This window comes from Paenibacillus sp. YSY-4.3, from assembly GCF_054767475.1.
Map to the genome: position 1 here is coordinate 905,247 of NZ_BAABMC010000001.1, position 16,912 is coordinate 922,158.

Genomic DNA, 16,912 nt, shown 5'->3' on the forward strand with positions numbered 1-16,912 from the left:
CATGTTGAAATTGACCACCGGGATAGGAAAGAGAATTAAACCACATTATTTAATACTGCTATGCCTCGCGCTGGCAGGAAGTATGCTTGCCGCCTGCGGGACGGATTCCGCCAAAAATGCGTCCGGGCAGCCGGCGGCGAATCAGGGAGCGGTCGAAGTTTCCGCAACCGAAGGGAATGCTCAGGAAGCACCGCAGAGCGAGCAAACGTTCAAGGACGATCTCGGCCACGAAATCCAAATATCCGGACAACCGCAGCGTGTATTTGCGCCTTATTTGGAAGATTCGCTGCTTAAGCTAGGGATAAAGCCGGTAGCGCAGTGGTCGAATGGAAATCTGGGCCATGGCTATTTGCAGGAGGAGCTGCAGGATGTGCCGAAGCTTGATTTTTCAGGCGGGGCACCGTCTTCAGAGGTGCTGCTCTCTTATAATCCGGACCTGATCATCCTGCATACGGCCAACTATGCCGGCGACGGAGTGTATGAGAATTACTCCAAAATCGCGCCAACCTATGTGTTCAGCAACGCAGCGGGCGATGTCGAAAAGTCCCTTGAGACAATGGGAGAGCTCCTAGGAAGGACTGAGGAGGTCAAGCAGGCGCTGGAGTCTTATCACCAGAAGGTCGACGAGGCCAAAGCCGCCATTGAGAAGAATGCGGCCGGCAAAAAACTAGCGATTATCCGTTTCGCTGCCAAGGGCGTGAGCTTAATGGGCGGTAATTACTTGTGCGGATACGTCGTGAATCAGCAATTGGGCATCGAAATGACCAAGCTGACGGAGAACGAGAACAGCCTGAATTTATCGTTGGAGATATTGCCGGAACTGGATGCAGACTATATTTTCGTCATCAATGCTTACGGACAAGGCACGGAGCGGATGAAGGAGATGACGGACAGCAGCATTTGGAAGAGCATCCCTGCCGTGAAACAAGGACACGTACATGAAGTAAGCGATGAGTATTGGCTGGGAAGCGGCCTGATCGCCTATGAGAAGATCATCGGCGATACAGTCAAGCTGATGGCTGAATAACAGAACAAAGGTGGATATAGGAAATGGCTGACGGCACACAAATGGTCATTCACCGTGCAGCAGAATGGCTTATACATTCGCGCGTGGAAGGCCGCAAGTATCGAATTATGGTGAGCACGCCTTCCGAGCCGCCTCCGCCTTCAGGATATCCGGTATTTTACGTGCTGGATGCGAATTCTGTATTCGGGACGATGGCCGAAACCGCGCGCCTGCAAGGCAGCTGTCCCCATAATACGGGGGTATTTCCCACGGTGATCGTGGGGATCGGATATGACACGGAGGATTTGTTCCCATCGGAGCGTTACTACGACTACACGCCGGCAACAAGCCAAGATTATCGGTATCGGCCCGACGGATCTCCCCTGCCGAAGCAGGGAGGAGCTGCAGCTTTTTTGCAATTTATCGAGGAAGAGCTGAAACCGGAAATTGGAGCAAAGTACGATATCGACCAAGGCAAACAGTCGTTATTTGGCCATTCGCTCGGGGGGCTGTTTACATTGTATACGCTGTTTACGAGACCGGAGGCCTTTGCTTGCTACATCGCCGGCAGCCCCTCGTTCCATTGGAACAAATTGCTCATAGGCGAAGCTGAGGAAATGTTCGTCAATCGCCTGCAGCAGGAAGCTTTGAATGCGAAAGTCCTGCTCGGCGCAGGGGAGCTGGAGCAAAACCATATTTCCCAGAACAGCAAAAACGCCCGGAGGCTGGCTGAACGTCTGTCGATGTTCGCAAGCTCAGGGATAACGGCCAGCTTTAAGGAGTTTGAAGGGGAGGGGCATGTGACGGTGCTTCCGGCCTTAATCAGCCGGGCATTGCAATTTGCGTTTCATCCTTGAGAGCAGGAGAGAAGCAAGCAGATATAAACATGAAGGAGCGGGACCACAAATTAGAGCTGGCTAAGGATAGACAGGGTATGAGATCAAGAAGCCAAAACGCAAAGGTGGGCTGATAAGGTGGAATATATGGGGATCAAAGGAAAGGTCGCTTTGGTGACCGGAGCCGCCCAAGGGATCGGCGAAGCCGTCGTCAGAGCACTGGCGGAGGCGGGGGCGATTGTGGCCGCCCTGGATTTGAACCGGGCAGCCGTTGAGGGTCTTGCGGCCGAGCTGCATACCCAAGGCTTGCAGGCCGCGGCTTTCGGGGCCGACGTTACAGACAACCGGGCTGTGGAGACGGCCGTGGAGCGGATCGAACAGGAGATTGGCCCCATTGAAATTCTTATAAACGTAGCTGGCTTGCTGAGAATGGGCAGCATCGAAGCGCTTCGTGACGAGGATTGGGCTGCGATATTTGCGGTGAATGCAAACGGGGTGCTCCATGTATCCCGTTCTGTCGTGAAGCGCATGGCTCCCCGAAAATCCGGTTCAGTTGTAACTGTTGGCTCGAATGCCGCCTCGGTGCCTCGCACGCAAATGGCGGCCTATTGCGCCTCGAAGGCAGCCGCGGCCATGTTTACGAAATGCCTGGGCCTGGAGCAGGCTGCTAATCATATTCGATGTAATATCGTATCGCCGGGATCCACCGACACGGCGATGCAGAGGATGCTGTGGAACGGGCAGGATGGGGCGCAAGCGATCATCGCCGGTTCGCCGGAATCGTTCCGCCTCGGCATACCGCTGGGGAGGATCGCCGATCCGGCGGATATAGCCGCTGCAGTTCTGTTCCTGTCGTCCGATCGGGCGCGGCATATTACGATGTTTGATTTGTGTATTGACGGAGGGGCGACATTGGGGGTCTAACCACTGAAAGGGGATGTTGAAGGAAATGGCAAACCATGGAGCTGTATATGCAAACACGGCGGCACAACTGCTCGACGAATACGAGTCGGGAGTGTGTTTCTTTTTATCCTCACCAAGACGTACCCTGCTTGCCAAAGGGGAATGGGCGAGATATTGGGCGGAGGCGGGGGGCGATTCTCCGAAGGCGCTGTCGGAGCGAGTCCAAGAATTGCTTGTCGCAGCCGGCCGCTCTGGTGGCGAGCCGATCGTCGTTGGCGCTATTCCGTTCGATTTGGCGCAGCCGGCCGAGCTCGTCGTGCCTTTGTCCATGCAATGGGCGGGACCTATAAGTTTTAACGGCGAGGATCGATACGGGGACCATAGGGACAATGCCGCAAGCGGGAGGAGCAGAACGGGCGGGAAAACCGCATCCGATCCTGAATACGAAGTCAGCATGCACCCAGATCCTGAGCATTACAAGAAGACCGTCAATGAGGTACTGGATCGCCTGAACCGGGACACGCTGCAAAAGGTCGTGCTTTCGAGGACGCTGCAGTTGACTTACGCTGAACCGGTCGACATATCCCAGCTGCTCCGCAACCTGGCCCGCCACAATCCGCAAGGCTATACATTTGCGGTCAATCTGGGCAGCGAGGATAGCGATTGGTCAGGGAAGGCGGCTGGCAGCGCTAAGCCGGACTCTGGGCGAGCCGGGGTGCGGACGCTGATCGGGGCCAGCCCAGAGCTGCTCATCACCAAGACGGGGCTGAGCATCCGGGCGAACCCGCTGGCAGGCTCCGCACCGCGAAGCGATGATCCGGCCGAGGATGAGCGTAGAGCAGCCGCGCTGCTTACATCGGCGAAGGACCGGTTCGAGCATCGGCTCGTCGTCGAAGCGGTTGCAGCTGCGCTCCGCCCTTATTGCAAGAGCTTGGACGTCCCCGAAGGACCGTCGCTCGTGCAAACCGAGACGATGTGGCATCTGTCGACGGACATTTACGGCGAGCTTGCCGGCCCTGAGGCTACCGTGCTTGATCTTGCGTTGTCTCTGCATCCGACCCCAGCCATATGCGGAACACCTACTGAGCTGGCTCGGGAAACGATTCGCGAAATAGAGCCATTTGAGCGAGGCTTCTTCACCGGCATGGTCGGCTGGTGCGATGCGAAGGGGGATGGCGAATGGGTCGTCACGATCCGCTGCGCCGAGGCGGAGGACAGAAGTCTGCGCCTCTATGCCGGCGCAGGAATCGTGGCGGACTCAAGCGCCGAAGCCGAACTGGCCGAAACGGCGGCGAAGTTCCGCACCTTGCTTCTGGCCATGGGGCTGCATGATCCACAGTTTGCCGCCGGGGCCAGGACAAAGGAGGGATACTGATGCTTGCAGGGTGTCCGACGTGGCCTCATGAATTTGCTGAACGTTACCGCAAGGAGGGCTGTTGGAGCGGAGAAACGTTTGGCGAGATGCTGCGGGATCGCGCACAGGCTTACGGCGAACGGATTGCCATCGTCAGTGGCGAACGCCGCATCAGCTATGCTGAGTTGGACGCCCGGACGGACCGTCTCGCGGAAGGGATGTTAAGCATCGGAATTGAACCGCAGGATCGGGTCGTTGTTCAGCTGCCGAACATAGCGGAATTTTTTGAAGTGATTTTCGCATTATTTAGAATTGGGGCACTGCCTGTATTCGCCTTGCCGCTGCATCGAAGGCACGAGATTTCATATATATCCGAGTTTTCCGAAGCGAAAGCTTATGTTATTGCCGATAAGGATGCAGGATTTGACTTCCGCGAACTGGCGAGAGAGGTCATCCGGGAGGTTCCTTCGCTGCAACATATTCTGGTCGTCGGTGAACCGCAGGAGTTCGTGGCGCTGCAGGAGCTATACCGGGAGCCGGAAGCAGGGAGTGAAGCGGAATCTACTACGCAGAAGCTCGGGGAAAACGGGAAACCGGTAGGCAGCCTGCCCAAGCCAAGCCCGGAAGATGTCGCTTTCCTTCAATTATCCGGCGGAACGACGGGACTGCCGAAGCTGATTCCTCGCACGCATGACGATTATATCTGTTCGTTGCGCTTAAGTGCGGAAATTTGCGGGCTGAATGAACATAGCGTCTATCTGGCCGTGCTTCCGGCAGCGCACAACTATCCGCTCAGCTCGCCAGGCGTGCTGGGCACGTTATACGCTGGGGGCCGCGTCGTACTCGCGGACGGGGCCAGCCCGGATGAGGCCTTCCCATTGCTGATCCGTGAGCGGGTTACGATTACCGCGCTGGTGCCGCCGCTTGCTCTGGTATGGCTTGATGCGGCGGTGAGGCTGCGTCCCGAATTCCCTCATTTGCAGGTGCTCCAGGTTGGCGGCGCGAAGTTCAGCGCCGAGGCGGCTGCTCGCGTGAAGCCGATCCTCGGCTGCCAGCTGCAGCAGGTATTCGGCATGGCCGAAGGGCTCGTCAATTATACGAGGCTGGACGACCCGGACGAGGTCATCGTGCATACCCAAGGCCGGCCAATGTCGCCTTTGGACGAAATCCGCATCGTCGATGATGAGGATAACGAGGTGCTGCTTGGCGAAGCCGGCCATCTCCTTACCCGCGGCCCGTATACGATTCGCGGCTATTACAAAGCAGAGGAGCATAATGCGAAAGCCTTCACGAGCGACGGCTTCTATCGTACGGGCGATCTCGTCCGGATCGATTCAGCCGGTTACCTCACTGTAGAGGGACGAGACAAGGATCAAATCAACCGGGGAGGCGAGAAGGTGGCGGCCGAAGAGGTCGAGAACCAACTCCTCGCCCATCCGGAGGTTCATGACGCCGCCGTGGTGGCCATGCCGGACGAGTATTTGGGCGAACGCACCTGCGCTTTCGTCATTCCGGATCCTGCTGCAGACACGCCTTTGTCGGGCGTGCAGCTCAAGGCCTTTTTGCGCGAGCGCGGTCTCGCTGCCTTCAAAATTCCCGACCGCATCGAGTTCATCGATTCTTTTCCGAAGACCAAGGTCGGCAAAGTCAGCAAAAAAGCGCTGCGCGAGCTAATAGCAGAGAAGCAGCACCGTTGAACGGCTCACCTTCAAGGTGAACGTTCAATTGAATTTAGCGTCGTTTCGGTCATTTCATAAATCAAGTCGAAAGGATGATCTACATGGGTATTCCAGCCATTTTACCTTATTCCATGCCTGCAGAGGCGGAGCTTCCCGCAAACAAGGTCGCATGGCAGCCTGATTCGCAGCGGGCGGTACTGCTTATTCATGATATGCAAAATTATTTCCTGAAGGCTTTTAATACCGCCGAATCTCCCGTTGTCGAGCTCTTTTCCAATATTGCCCGGCTGCGCACCGAATGCGCGAAACTGGGCATTCCCGTCGTCTATTCGGCGCAGCTTGGGGGACAGCGTCCGGACGAACGCGGCCTGCTTCAGGATTTCTGGGGGCCAGGGATCGCTCCTGATCCGCTTGAGGCGCAAATCGCTGCCGAAGTCGCCCCGGGCAAACAAGATATCCTTATGACCAAATGGCGGTACAGCGCGTTTCAAAAAACGGATCTGCTGCAATCAATGAGGGAACAGCAACGTGATCAGTTGATCGTCTGCGGCATTTATGCTCATATCGGCTGTCTGCTCACCTCCTGCGAAGCGTTCATGCAGGATATCCAGCCGTTCTTTGTCGCCGATGCGGTTGCGGACTTCTCGCTCGAGAAGCACAAGCTCGCCCTGACCTACGCTGCGGAGCGGTGCGCGGTCACATTGACGACGCAGCGGCTGCTGGACGAGTTGAACGCGGCAACGTCTGCAGGTCAGCCGGTCGGTACGACGGTCGGGCACGTAGGGACCGAGCGGAACCTCCCGCCCACGAATGAGCAAGCGGCTCCTGCAAGTGAAGCAATCGCATCTTCCCTGTCCCAATCTGCAAATCCATCGTCATATGAGCAGCTGCGGCAGCAGGTTGCTGATTTACTGCATGAAGCAGCCGAAGAAATCGGCGGGCAGGACGATTTGATCGAGCTGTGGGGATTGGATTCCATTCGCATCATGAGTCTGGCCGAACGCTTTAGCCGCGAAGGAGGAGAGATTGCCTTCACAGAGCTGGCCGAGCGGCCAACGCTGGAGGATTGGTGGCAGCTCCTGTCTGTTCGAGTGACTCCTTCTATTCCTAATGTGGACTATTTTTCGGTGAGGAAAGGGGTGTAAGCATGCCGGCGCAAACGGAGGTTCATTATCCTTTGACAGGGGCGCAATCTGGAATATGGTTCGCCCAGCAGCTTGACCCCGATAATCCTATTTATAATACGGGCGAATATATCGAAATTCGCGGCTCGCTGCGGCTGGAGCTTTTTGAACAGGCTTTGCGGCGAGCGGTCGCGGAGGCGGAGACGCTGCATCTACGCTTCGGGGAGGATGAGGACGGACCTTGGCAGCGGCTCGCGGACGCCGAGGAAGAAAACTGGAGCTTACTCTATATCGATCTCAGTGAGGAAGATCATTCGCTGGAAGCCGCAGAAGAATGGATGAAGCGGGACCTGGACGTGCCGACGAATTTGAGCCAAGGTCCGTTATTCCGTCAGGTCATTCTGCAAATCGCTCCGGACTGCTTCCTCTGGTATCAGAAGATCCATCATATCGCTGTCGATGGCTTTGGCTTCTCGCTGCTCACCCGGAGGGTGGCCCAAGTCTATACGGCCCTGTCCCGCGACGAGACGATTGGGCGCAGCTTCGGTTCCTGGCAGGAGGTGCTGCAGGAAGAAGCCGAGTATCGCGCCTCCAGACAGGAGGAGCAGGACCGCAAGTTCTGGGTATCGCGCTTTGCCGATCAACCCGATATCGTGGGCCTTGGCGACAGGGTGCAGCGAACGGCGAGCCGTTTCCTGCGCCAATCCGGCGAGCTTACCCCGGGCAGTATGAATGCGCTCCGGGCAGTTGCTGAATCGACAGGGGCCAGCTGGCCGGAAATGATAGTTGCAGTGATGGCCGTGTACATGCACCGGGCTACGGGAGCGGAGGACGTCATTCTCGGCATGCCGATGATGTGCCGTCTGGGCTCAGCATCATTGCGGGTGCCGGGAATGGTCATGAATCTGGTCCCGCTGCGCCTGACGATTCGCAAAGATATGAGCCCGCAGGAGGTGGTGGCACAGGTATCGCAAGAACTGCGGGCCGCCAGACGGCACCAGAAATTCCGGCAGCAGGATTTACGGCGCGAGCTCAAGCTGCTGGGCGAGCAGCAGCGGCTGTTCGGCCCGATCCTGAACATTATGCCGTTTGGCGAAGCTCTGAGTTTCGACGGCGCACGTGGAATCGTTCGTAATTTGTCGGCAGGACCCGTCGATGACTTACTCGTTCATGTGCGCCCAAGATCCGGGGACGGCAGGCTGCAGATCGATTTTGACGGGAATCCGGATATTTATGCTCCGGAGGAGCTGGAGAAGCACCATCGGCGTTTTATCCGCCTGTTGGAACAATTTGCGGCGGCAGACCCGGAACGCCTGGTGATGGATATCGAATGGTTGCCCGTCGGTGAACGCTGGCAGGTACTTGAAGGCTGGAACCAAGCAGCACAAGGAACTTCCTGCGCAAGCTCGAGTCCGGCTGAACTGTTCGAGCAGCAAGCTGCCGCCAGGCCCGATGCGATCGCGGTCGCTTGCGAGGAGTCTATGTTCAGCTATGCCGCATTGAACGCGCAGGCGAATCAGCTCGCTCATTTCCTGATTGAACAGGGGGTAGGGCCCGAACAGGTCGTGGCCCTAGCTTTATCCCGTTCCCCCTTGATTACGGTAGCAATTCTGGCAGTGCATAAAACCGGGGCCGCTTACTTACCGCTTGATCCGGATTATCCAGAGGATCGTATCGCCTATATGCTCGGCAATGCCCGGCCAAGCTGTCTCCTGACCGACCAGGCGAGCGAAGCGTGCCTGTCCGGTTACAGTGATGCGCCCCGTTTAGTACTTGATACATCAGATACCAAGGCCGAATTGCGGAAATATTCCGCTCAGAATCCGGAGGATGCCGAGCGTACAGATTCGTTATCGCCGCTTCATCCAGCGTATATTCTTTATACATCAGGTTCTACCGGCCTGCCGAAAGGGGTTATGGTGACCTTTGGAAGCTTGGTCAACCTGATCACGGATATGCGGGAGCGCTTCCCGTTGAGCGAACGGGACCGCATGCTGTCCGTAACGACGATCTCGTTCGACATATCCGTTTTGGAAGTCTACTTGCCATTGACTACAGGGGCTTGCATGGATATTGCCTTGAAGGAGACGATTCTGGATGCTTCCGCGCTAGCCAAGCGGATTCGGGATCAGAATATTACGCTGCTGCAGGCCACGCCGACTTTATTCCAGGAGCTGGTGTCCAGCAAGCCCGAACCGTTTGCAGGTTTATCGGTTATTTCAGGGGGCGAGGCACTTCCGGCAGGGCTCAAACTTGGCCTCCAAGCGTTGGGCTGCCAAGTTAACAACCAGTATGGCCCAACGGAAACGACGATTTATTCCACCGCCATAAGGCTGGGGGAGGAAGAGGCTAAGCCTGCGATCGGCAGATCGGTGCGGAATACGCAGCTTTATGTGCTGGACGATGCGCTGCAGCCTGTTCCCCCGGGCGTTGCAGGCGAGCTGTATATCGCCGGTGCCGGACTGGCCCGCGGTTATTTGGGCCGTCCGGGGATGACAGCGGAGCGCTTCGTGGCGAATCCGTACGGGACCCCTGGATCACGGATGTACCGGACTGGAGACCTTGTGCGCTGGCAAACGGAAGGTTCGCTGGATTATATCGGCCGGGCCGACCATCAGATCAAAATCCGGGGATTTCGCATTGAGCTTGGCGAAATCACTTCCGTATTCTCCCGGCATCCCGCCATTGAGCAAGTGACGGTGATGGCCCGGGAGGATTGGCCTGGGGAGAAGCGGTTGGTCGCTTACATGGTGCCAGCAGCCTCCTTTACCATTGATCCCACCGAGCTGCGCCGTTATGCCGCAGAGCATTTGCCGGAGTACATGATTCCTTCGGCATTCGTGGAGCTTAGCGAAATGCCGCTGACGCCGAACCGGAAAATTGATCATAAGGCTCTGCCGGCGCCGGCTGGCCTGGTTCAGGCGAATGGACGTGCGCCGCGGTCGCCGCAGGAGGAACTGCTGTGCCAATTGTTCGCAGAGGTACTAGGGCAGGCACGCGTCGGTATTGATGATGATTTCTTTGAAATGGGAGGGCATTCGCTGCTTGCCGGCCGGCTAACCGCCCGAATTCGCGACGTGTTCGGCGCAGAAATAGGCATCCGCCATTTATTTGAAACGCCGACCGTGGCCGGCCTGATCCAGCATCTGGATCAGGCGGTGCAGACGAGGCCGCCCGTTCGCCCAGCGGAGCGTCCGGAGCAGGTTCCCCTATCTTTTGCCCAGCGGCGCTTGTGGTTTTTGTACCGAATGGAGGGGCCGAATCCGACGTATAACATGCCGTGGGTAGCCCGAATTTCCGGACCGCTGGACGTAGAGGCCTTGGAGCTTGCGCTTGGCGATGTGGCAGAACGGCATGAGTCGCTGCGGACGGTCTTTCCCGACGTGATGGGCGTGCCGCAGCAGCGGATTCTGGATGCAGATCAAGCACGACCGAGACTTATCGTCACAAAAGCGAGCGACAAAGAGCTGGAGGCGAATATTACAGACGGCGTTGCATACAGCTTTGATCTATGTGCGGAGACGCCTTTCCGTGCGCAGCTGTTCGTTATTGGGCGAGAGGAGCATGCGCTGCTTCTGCTGCTGCATCATATTGCCGGAGACGGCTGGTCGCTGCTGCCGTTAGGCCGCGACTTATCTGCAGCTTATTCGGCCCGGTGTCGGGGTGAGCAGCCGTCATGGTCGCCGCTGCCCGTGCAGTACGCCGATTACGTAATATGGCAGGAGCAGTTACTCGGCGTTGAAGGCGACTCCGACAGCCTCTATGCTCGCCAGCTGGAGTTCTGGAAGGATACGCTTGATCAGCTGCCGGATCAGTTGGAGCTGCCGACCGATCGTCCACGACCGGCCGTTTCCAGCTATGAGGGAGGAGTCATTCCCTTCGCGCTTGACGAGGAGCTGCATGCCCGGCTGCTGCAGGTGGCAAAAGAAAATAAGGCCAGCTTATTCATGGTGCTGCACGCCGCGCTGGCTGCGCTGCTTACCCGGCTGGGCGCGGGGGACGATATCCCGATTGGCAGCCCGATAGCCGGGCGAAATGATGATGCACTCGGCGGTCTGGTGGGGATGTTCATCAACACGCTTGTGCTGCGGGCCGATACGTCGGGGAATCCGAGCTTCGCCGAGCTGATTGCCCGGGTGCGGGAAGCGGATCTCGCCGCTTATGAGCATCAGGATTTGCCATTCGAACGGCTGGTGGAGGTGCTGAATCCGGCACGCTCGCGAGCCCGGCATCCGTTGTTCCAAATTATGCTCGTGCTGCAAAATGAACTGGAAGCCCCGCTTCAGTTCCCGGATGCGGTCACGTCCCTGAAGATGATTAGCTCCGGCACGGCGAAGTTCGATCTGACCGTGGAGCTGAATGAACGGCGTGGCGCAGATGGCAGCCCGGGCGGACTAAGCTGTTTGCTGGAATATAGCAAGGATTTATACGAGCCCCATACGATAGAGGCTTTTGCCTACAGATATGTACGGGTGCTCGAAGCGCTGGCAAAGAATCCTATGCAGCCTATTGCAAGGGCGGATATTCTGACCCCGGTAGAGCGCCAAGCTTTTCTGATGGAAACGGCATGGCCTAGCGAAACGGTCAGCGAAACTAGTCTTGCAGCCAACCAGGGAGCAGCACCTGCGCATCCCTGCAGCACCATGCAGGCTCCGCCTGAAGCCAGTGCCAGTCTGTCCGCGCTGTTCGAAGCGCAGGCGGCCAAGTTCCCGGACGCCGTTGCGGCGGTATGCGAGGGCGATAAGTTAAGCTATGCCAGGCTGAACGCCGAGGCTAACCGCCTGGCCCACGTGCTGATGGCGGGCGGGGTAGAGGCCGGCCAAACGGTGGCGCTCGCTCTGCCGCGCTCCTTGGAGCTGGTCGTCGGCTTGCTGGCCGTCCTGAAAGCCGGCGCGGCTTATCTTCCCCTCGATCCCGACTACCCGGCTGACCGGCTGGAATGGATGGTTGAGGATGCGAAGCCGGTATACATGATCACGAACGCACAGGCAGCCGGCCAAATGCCGCATACGCTGCGTACACCGAAGATCGTACTTGGCGATCCGGCCACGGAGCAGCGGCTTCGGGACAGTTCCGAGCATAACCCGAACGAGAATGAACGAAGCGGCATCGTAACCCCGTTAAACCCGGCTTACATGATTTATACCTCGGGTTCGACGGGCAAGCCAAAAGGCGTAGTGATTCCACATCGTAATGTCATCCGGTTATTCGCGGCTACTGACTCCTGGTATCATTTTGGTCCGGAAGATGTCTGGACATTATTCCATTCCTATGCCTTTGATTTCTCCGTATGGGAATTGTGGGGAGCGCTGCTCTTCGGCGGCCGTCTGGTCGTCGTGCCTCACGAAATCAGCCGTTCTCCCGCGGAATTTCTGCAATTGCTGGTGGAGGAGCAGGTGACGGTACTCAATCAGACGCCGTCGGCCTTCTATGCTTTTATGCAGGCGGATCGGGAGAATGCGGAACTGGGGCAGCAGCTCGCACTGCGTTACGTGATCTTCGGAGGAGAGGCGCTGGAGCTTGGCCGCCTGAAGGATTGGTACGAGCGCCATCCGAACGATGCGCCCAAGCTGATCAACATGTACGGCATCACGGAGACGACCGTCCATGTCAGCTATCTTGAACTGGACAAAGAGAGTGCGTTCCAGGGGGGAAGCAGCCTGATCGGCCGTCCGATCCCGGATTTGCGGGTATATGTGCTGGATTCGTCCCTTCAGCCTGTACCTCCGGGCGTCATCGGAGAGATGTACGTAGCTGGCGCGGGACTGGCTCAGGGCTATTGGGGACGGCCGGCTCTGACGGCGGAGCGTTTCGTCGCCGATCCGTATGGCGCGCCGGGGACACGTATGTATCGAACCGGGGACCTGGCCAAGCAGTTGACAGACGGCTCGCTCGATTATTTGGGCCGCGGCGACCAGCAGGTGAAAATTCGCGGCTTTCGCATCGAATTGGGGGAAATCGAAGCGGTGCTCGTAAGTTATCCCGGCGTGGAGCAAGCAGCGGTCATCGCCCGGGAGGATCAGCCGGGGGATAAGCGGCTTGCAGCCTATATCGTTCCCGGTCCTGAAGCGGATCTCATGCTGGCTGAGCTGCGCCGTTACGCAGCTTCTATCCTGCCGGAGTATATGGTCCCGTCGGCGATCATTCATTTGGATTCGCTGCCGCTTACGCCGAATGGCAAGCTGGATCGCAAGGCGCTGCCCGCGCCGGAGTATACATTGACGCCGGAAGGCAGAGGGCCGAGAACCCCGCAGGAAGAAGTACTCTGCGATCTATTCGCCGAGGTGCTTGGCCTGCCTCGCGTCAGCATCGACGACGGGTTCTTCGAGCTTGGCGGACATTCGCTGCTGGCCGTGCGCCTCATGAGCCGAATTCGCGAAACGATGGGCCGGGAGCTTGGCATCGGTCTGCTGTTCGAGGCTCCAACCGTAGCGGGCCTTGGGGAGAAACTATACTCGGATGAGGGACAAAGCGCGCTTCAGGTGCTGCTCCCGCTCCGCACCGAGGGCAAGGAAATCCCGCTGTTCTGCGTGCATCCCGCTGGCGGGTTGAGCTGGTGTTATGCGGGTCTTATGAAGCATCTCGGCATGAATTATCCGATATATGGCTTACAGGCACGTGGTATTGCTGAAGCCGATCAGTACCCTGGAACGCTGGAGGAAATGACGGCCGATTATATCGCCCAGATCCGTAAGGTTCAGCCGCACGGCCCGTATCGTCTGTTAGGCTGGTCATTCGGAGGAAACGTTGCACAGGCAATGGCGGTACAGCTGCAGCACGAGGGAGAGGAAGTGGCGTTCCTGGCGATGCTCGATGCTTTCCCGAGCCATTATTTGCCGCTCCGCGGCGAAGCCAGCGAAGACGAGGCGTTGATTGCACTGCTTGCATTAGGGGGCTATGATCCCGACTCCATCGGTGATGGCCCGCTGGATATTGCCCGGGCGATCGAGATTTTGCGCAGCGACGGCAGCGCCCTGGCCAGCTTGGACGAGGAAATTATTTTGAATTTGAAAAATACGTACGAAAACTCGGTGCGCCTGTTAAGTGCCTTCGTTCCCGAAAAATACGAGGGGGACCTGTTGTTCTTCCACTCGACGATCATTCCGGAGTGGTTTGACCCGATTGAACCGGAAATGTGGGCTCCATATATCGGGGGGTTAATTGAAAGGCATGACATCGCTTGCCGGCATAAGGACTTATGCCAGCCGGGGCCGCTGGCGGAGATCGGCCAGGTGTTGCTAACGAAGCTGCAGAACGGGTAAGGCCGGAAAGCAAATAGGAACAGAGAGGGGTAAGAAGATGGCAAATCCATTTGAACAAACGGATGGCGTATATCAAGTGCTCGTGAACGATGAGGGGCAGCATTCGCTTTGGCCGGCGTTCATTCAGGTACCCGGGGGCTGGAAGGTGGCCCTTGGCGAAAGCACGCGCGAGACTTGCCTCGACTATATCGAAGCGGTGTGGAAGGATATGCGCCCCCTTTCACTGCAAAACGCAGCTCCGCAGATGCATTATAACGAGACAGGACGGTGATGAAATATCGCAAGAGGATTCCTGCGCGCCTCGGTTAGATTGCATAACAACAAAACACGCCGTATTAAAGCCTCCAGTATCACGAAAAGTGATATCTGGAGGTTTTTTTCAGCAACTTCTGGAAATGATTTGGGTTTTGATTTACAGTGAAGGTAGAAGGCGTTTCCCGCTTTACAATGAAATGTGGAGAGAGAAGATGAAAAGAACCGTATGGCTTTTAGTTGGTATTATTGTCGTTTCGAACTGCTTATGGTTGTACTTGTTTATGAATGAAGATAAGCCTGCCGTTACGGCTAACTCGAATGCGAGCCTGTATTTGCTTCACGGAACGGGCGAAATGTGGGATGTTAACGATTATAAGATCATGATTGCGGGAGACAAAATTTTAAGGGGGCATGCCTCTTTAAATTACAAGGGAGATCCTGAGCAGCTTCGTCAGAGCACTTTTTTCGAATATAAAATTTATGAAGTGAATAGCCGTGGCGAGAAGGAAGTCGTATATGCGAATGAGTTCCGCTCTAATAACGCTGAAGTGTCCATCCTGGATAATGTCCAGGATATCGGTTCATTAACCGGAGCCTATTCCTATGAGGAATTGGAGAAGGACAAATCGAATTATGAAACCACTTCACTAGAGCTCACTTGGCAGGATAACGAAGGAAAGCTGCATACTGAGATCATCGATCTTGAAATCGACAGAGAGATTCATATCACAGCCGATGAATAGATGAAGAGGCTGGAACAAAGCACCTGGAGTGATGTTATGTTAACAATACAACAAACCGATGATTATTTGCGGCGTTTAGGCATGGAGCGGCAGCAGCCAACGGCAGAATTTTTAGTTGCACTGCATCGTGCCCACGTTGAGAGAATTGCGTGGCACACGATTGATGTAGTTGCCGGCAAGCCTGTTCCGATCGATTCCGAAGGCTTGGTTCATCATATTATTTATCGTGGAGGCGGGTATTGCTTTCACCTTAATGGGGCATTCCAGCTTCTTCTGCGTGCGTTGGGATATCATGTGTCCATGCACCGGGCTGGAGTGCAATCTCATGGTCAGGAACCCAGAATCAATTCCTTTCATTTGAGTCTATCCGTTCGTTTGCCAAGCGAGAATGAAAATGACAAAGATGCCAAGGCGCAAACATGGCTGGTTGACGTTGGATTAGGCGATATGCCGTATGAGCCCGTTCCATTAAATTTTGGGATGCATAAGCAAGGCTTTCATACATATAAGCTTGCGCAGTCCAGCGTCATTACGCCGGGATGGCGATTGGAGCATGATCCTCAAGGAGCTTTTATCGGAGTTGATATTGACCCTGAAGCTGTACCCAATATGGCCGAATTTATTCCGAAGCATGAGTATCTGAGCTCGTCTCCGGATTCAACTTGGATCAATTTGCTGCTGGTGCGAAACAGGCATAAGACAGGCAGTAATGAGCTTAGAGGATGCGTATACAGCAGGCGCGATGAGCGCGGGCTGGCCAAAAGCGAAATTACAGTTCGTTCCGAATGGTTTGAATTACTAAGCGACGTATTTGGAGAACCGTTAAATCACTTAAGCCAGCTCGAACAAGACGAATTATGGACGAAAGCCCTACAAGTTCATGAAGAGTGGAGAAGGAATCAGTAAGCTGATATTCTACTATTTTTTCTTAAGCCGGATGGAAGAAGCAAGATCACCAATCCCGCAAAAAAACATAATCCCGCTAGTCCGTAAACGACGCCTAATGTGAGTGCATCCTTTAGCAGGCCGGATAAACTCATCATGAGCAGCATGGAACCGGTCATTAATGGAGTCCGAATGCCAGTGACACGGCCAATATATCCATGCTCTGTATGCTGCATGACCAGCGCATTATTCCCCATATAAATCGCGGGTTGAAGCAGCGCTACGGCAAACTGGGCAATCATCGTCAACCACAATGCGTTAGAGAATCCTGTCAACAGGCGCCATTGACGAGCAATCCTGTAGTCAAAAAATGTTTTGGAGTGATTTTTGCTGCCAGGGCAAAAGTGACGATCCCGCCGATAATCTCGCCCAATCCATAAGGGATCGTGATCCATTGCAAATCCTGTACAGGCAGACGCAAACGCTCTGTGACCAGGAAAATGCTGAGCGGCGAGATTAATCCCACTCCCAATCCTACAAACATGAAGCACAGACTAAGAAGCAGTAATTCCTTTTTGACCATGACATAACGGATACCGTCCGCCATCTCATGGAGCAGTGAGCCTGAACCGGCTGGATTCCCACCGGATTGCTTTGTATCTGCAGGTATAAATAATAAGGCAAGGGCCGATAGCACAAAAGATATGCCTGTTAATAATATGGCTAGTTCAATTCCTAACTGTTGATAGACGAACGTCTTATGGGGCTGCTCAATAGACTGCAAAGTCATTCAGTAATAACGAACGCCCCGCCAAAGCACATAGTGCAAAAGCCGGGGCGTTGTTCATATTAGAAATGTATCTCT

Annotated in this window: 12 protein-coding genes; 10 read left to right on the forward strand and 2 right to left on the reverse strand. The window is 55.8% G+C overall.

Annotated features, from left to right (window positions below; genetic code table 11):
• Position 1: 1 nt before the first annotated feature.
• From ACYUJT_RS04295 to ACYUJT_RS04340, 10 genes are all read left to right on the forward strand, one after another.
• Positions 2-1,027 (forward strand): ABC transporter substrate-binding protein, encoded by a 1,026-nt coding sequence (locus tag ACYUJT_RS04295; protein WP_460319049.1) that lies wholly within the window; start codon positions 2-4, stop codon positions 1,025-1,027.
• A gap of 23 nt (positions 1,028-1,050) precedes the next feature.
• Positions 1,051-1,863, forward strand: a complete 813-nt coding sequence (locus ACYUJT_RS04300; protein ID WP_460319051.1) for an alpha/beta hydrolase — start codon at positions 1,051-1,053, stop codon at positions 1,861-1,863.
• Positions 1,864-1,980: 117 nt separating this feature from the next.
• On the forward strand, positions 1,981-2,766 hold the full coding sequence (locus tag ACYUJT_RS04305; RefSeq protein WP_460319053.1) for a 2,3-dihydro-2,3-dihydroxybenzoate dehydrogenase: 786 nt from the start codon (positions 1,981-1,983) through the stop codon (positions 2,764-2,766).
• Positions 2,767-2,791: 25 nt separating this feature from the next.
• The gene (dhbC, locus tag ACYUJT_RS04310) at positions 2,792-4,120 is read left to right on the forward strand and encodes an isochorismate synthase DhbC (protein WP_460319054.1); all 1,329 of its coding nucleotides are present in this window, start codon (positions 2,792-2,794) and stop codon (positions 4,118-4,120) included.
• Positions 4,120-5,796, forward strand: coding sequence for a (2,3-dihydroxybenzoyl)adenylate synthase (locus ACYUJT_RS04315; RefSeq protein ID WP_460319056.1), 1,677 nt, complete (start codon positions 4,120-4,122; stop codon positions 5,794-5,796). Before dhbC ends, ACYUJT_RS04315 begins: the two co-directional genes overlap by 1 nt.
• Positions 5,797-5,879: 83 nt before the next feature.
• Positions 5,880-6,923, forward strand: coding sequence for an isochorismatase family protein (locus tag ACYUJT_RS04320; protein ID WP_460319057.1), 1,044 nt, complete (start codon positions 5,880-5,882; stop codon positions 6,921-6,923).
• 2 nt (positions 6,924-6,925) lie between these two features.
• A complete protein-coding gene (locus tag ACYUJT_RS04325; RefSeq protein WP_460319058.1) occupies positions 6,926-14,164 on the forward strand; it encodes an amino acid adenylation domain-containing protein in 7,239 nt (2,412 codons plus the stop codon).
• A 37-nt stretch (positions 14,165-14,201) separates the two neighbouring features.
• Complete coding sequence (locus ACYUJT_RS04330) at positions 14,202-14,435, forward strand: MbtH family protein (RefSeq protein ID WP_460319059.1); 234 nt, start codon at positions 14,202-14,204, stop codon at positions 14,433-14,435.
• Between the two features lie 196 nt (positions 14,436-14,631).
• Entirely contained in the window at positions 14,632-15,162 is a 531-nt protein-coding gene (locus ACYUJT_RS04335) for a hypothetical protein (RefSeq protein WP_460319061.1), read from the forward strand.
• Between the two features lie 36 nt (positions 15,163-15,198).
• Positions 15,199-16,068 carry an arylamine N-acetyltransferase family protein gene (locus tag ACYUJT_RS04340; RefSeq protein ID WP_460319062.1) on the forward strand — a complete coding sequence of 290 codons (870 nt, stop codon included), beginning with the start codon at positions 15,199-15,201 and terminating at the stop codon, positions 16,066-16,068.
• Here ACYUJT_RS04340 and ACYUJT_RS04345 read toward each other — a convergent pair.
• Together ACYUJT_RS04345 and ACYUJT_RS04350 are read right to left on the reverse strand one after the other, a co-directional pair.
• On the reverse strand, positions 16,062-16,361 hold the full coding sequence (locus ACYUJT_RS04345; RefSeq protein WP_460319064.1) for a hypothetical protein: 300 nt from the start codon (positions 16,359-16,361) through the stop codon (positions 16,062-16,064). The two genes, ACYUJT_RS04340 and ACYUJT_RS04345, sit on opposite strands and share 7 nt — an antisense overlap.
• Positions 16,362-16,378: 17 nt before the next feature.
• The gene (locus tag ACYUJT_RS04350) at positions 16,379-16,837 is read right to left on the reverse strand and encodes an MFS transporter (protein WP_460319066.1); all 459 of its coding nucleotides are present in this window, start codon (positions 16,835-16,837) and stop codon (positions 16,379-16,381) included.
• Positions 16,838-16,912 lie beyond the last annotated feature (75 nt).

Excerpts from the sequence above, each read along its gene's own strand:
- ACYUJT_RS04340 (WP_460319062.1), top strand. The coding sequence starts at position 15,199 with ATGTTAACAATACAACAAACCGATGATTATTTGCGGCGTTTAGGCATG.
- ACYUJT_RS04315 (WP_460319056.1), top strand. The coding sequence starts at position 4,120 with ATGCTTGCAGGGTGTCCGACGTGGCCTCATGAATTTGCTGAACGTTAC.
- ACYUJT_RS04330 (WP_460319059.1), top strand. The coding sequence starts at position 14,202 with ATGGCAAATCCATTTGAACAAACGGATGGCGTATATCAAGTGCTCGTG.
- dhbC (WP_460319054.1), top strand. The coding sequence starts at position 2,792 with ATGGCAAACCATGGAGCTGTATATGCAAACACGGCGGCACAACTGCTC.
- ACYUJT_RS04325 (WP_460319058.1), top strand. The coding sequence starts at position 6,926 with ATGCCGGCGCAAACGGAGGTTCATTATCCTTTGACAGGGGCGCAATCT.
- ACYUJT_RS04300 (WP_460319051.1), top strand. The coding sequence starts at position 1,051 with ATGGCTGACGGCACACAAATGGTCATTCACCGTGCAGCAGAATGGCTT.
- ACYUJT_RS04320 (WP_460319057.1), top strand. The coding sequence starts at position 5,880 with ATGGGTATTCCAGCCATTTTACCTTATTCCATGCCTGCAGAGGCGGAG.
- ACYUJT_RS04335 (WP_460319061.1), top strand. The coding sequence starts at position 14,632 with ATGAAAAGAACCGTATGGCTTTTAGTTGGTATTATTGTCGTTTCGAAC.
- ACYUJT_RS04350 (WP_460319066.1), bottom strand. The coding sequence starts at position 16,837 with ATGACTTTGCAGTCTATTGAGCAGCCCCATAAGACGTTCGTCTATCAA.
- ACYUJT_RS04295 (WP_460319049.1), top strand. The coding sequence starts at position 2 with ATGTTGAAATTGACCACCGGGATAGGAAAGAGAATTAAACCACATTAT.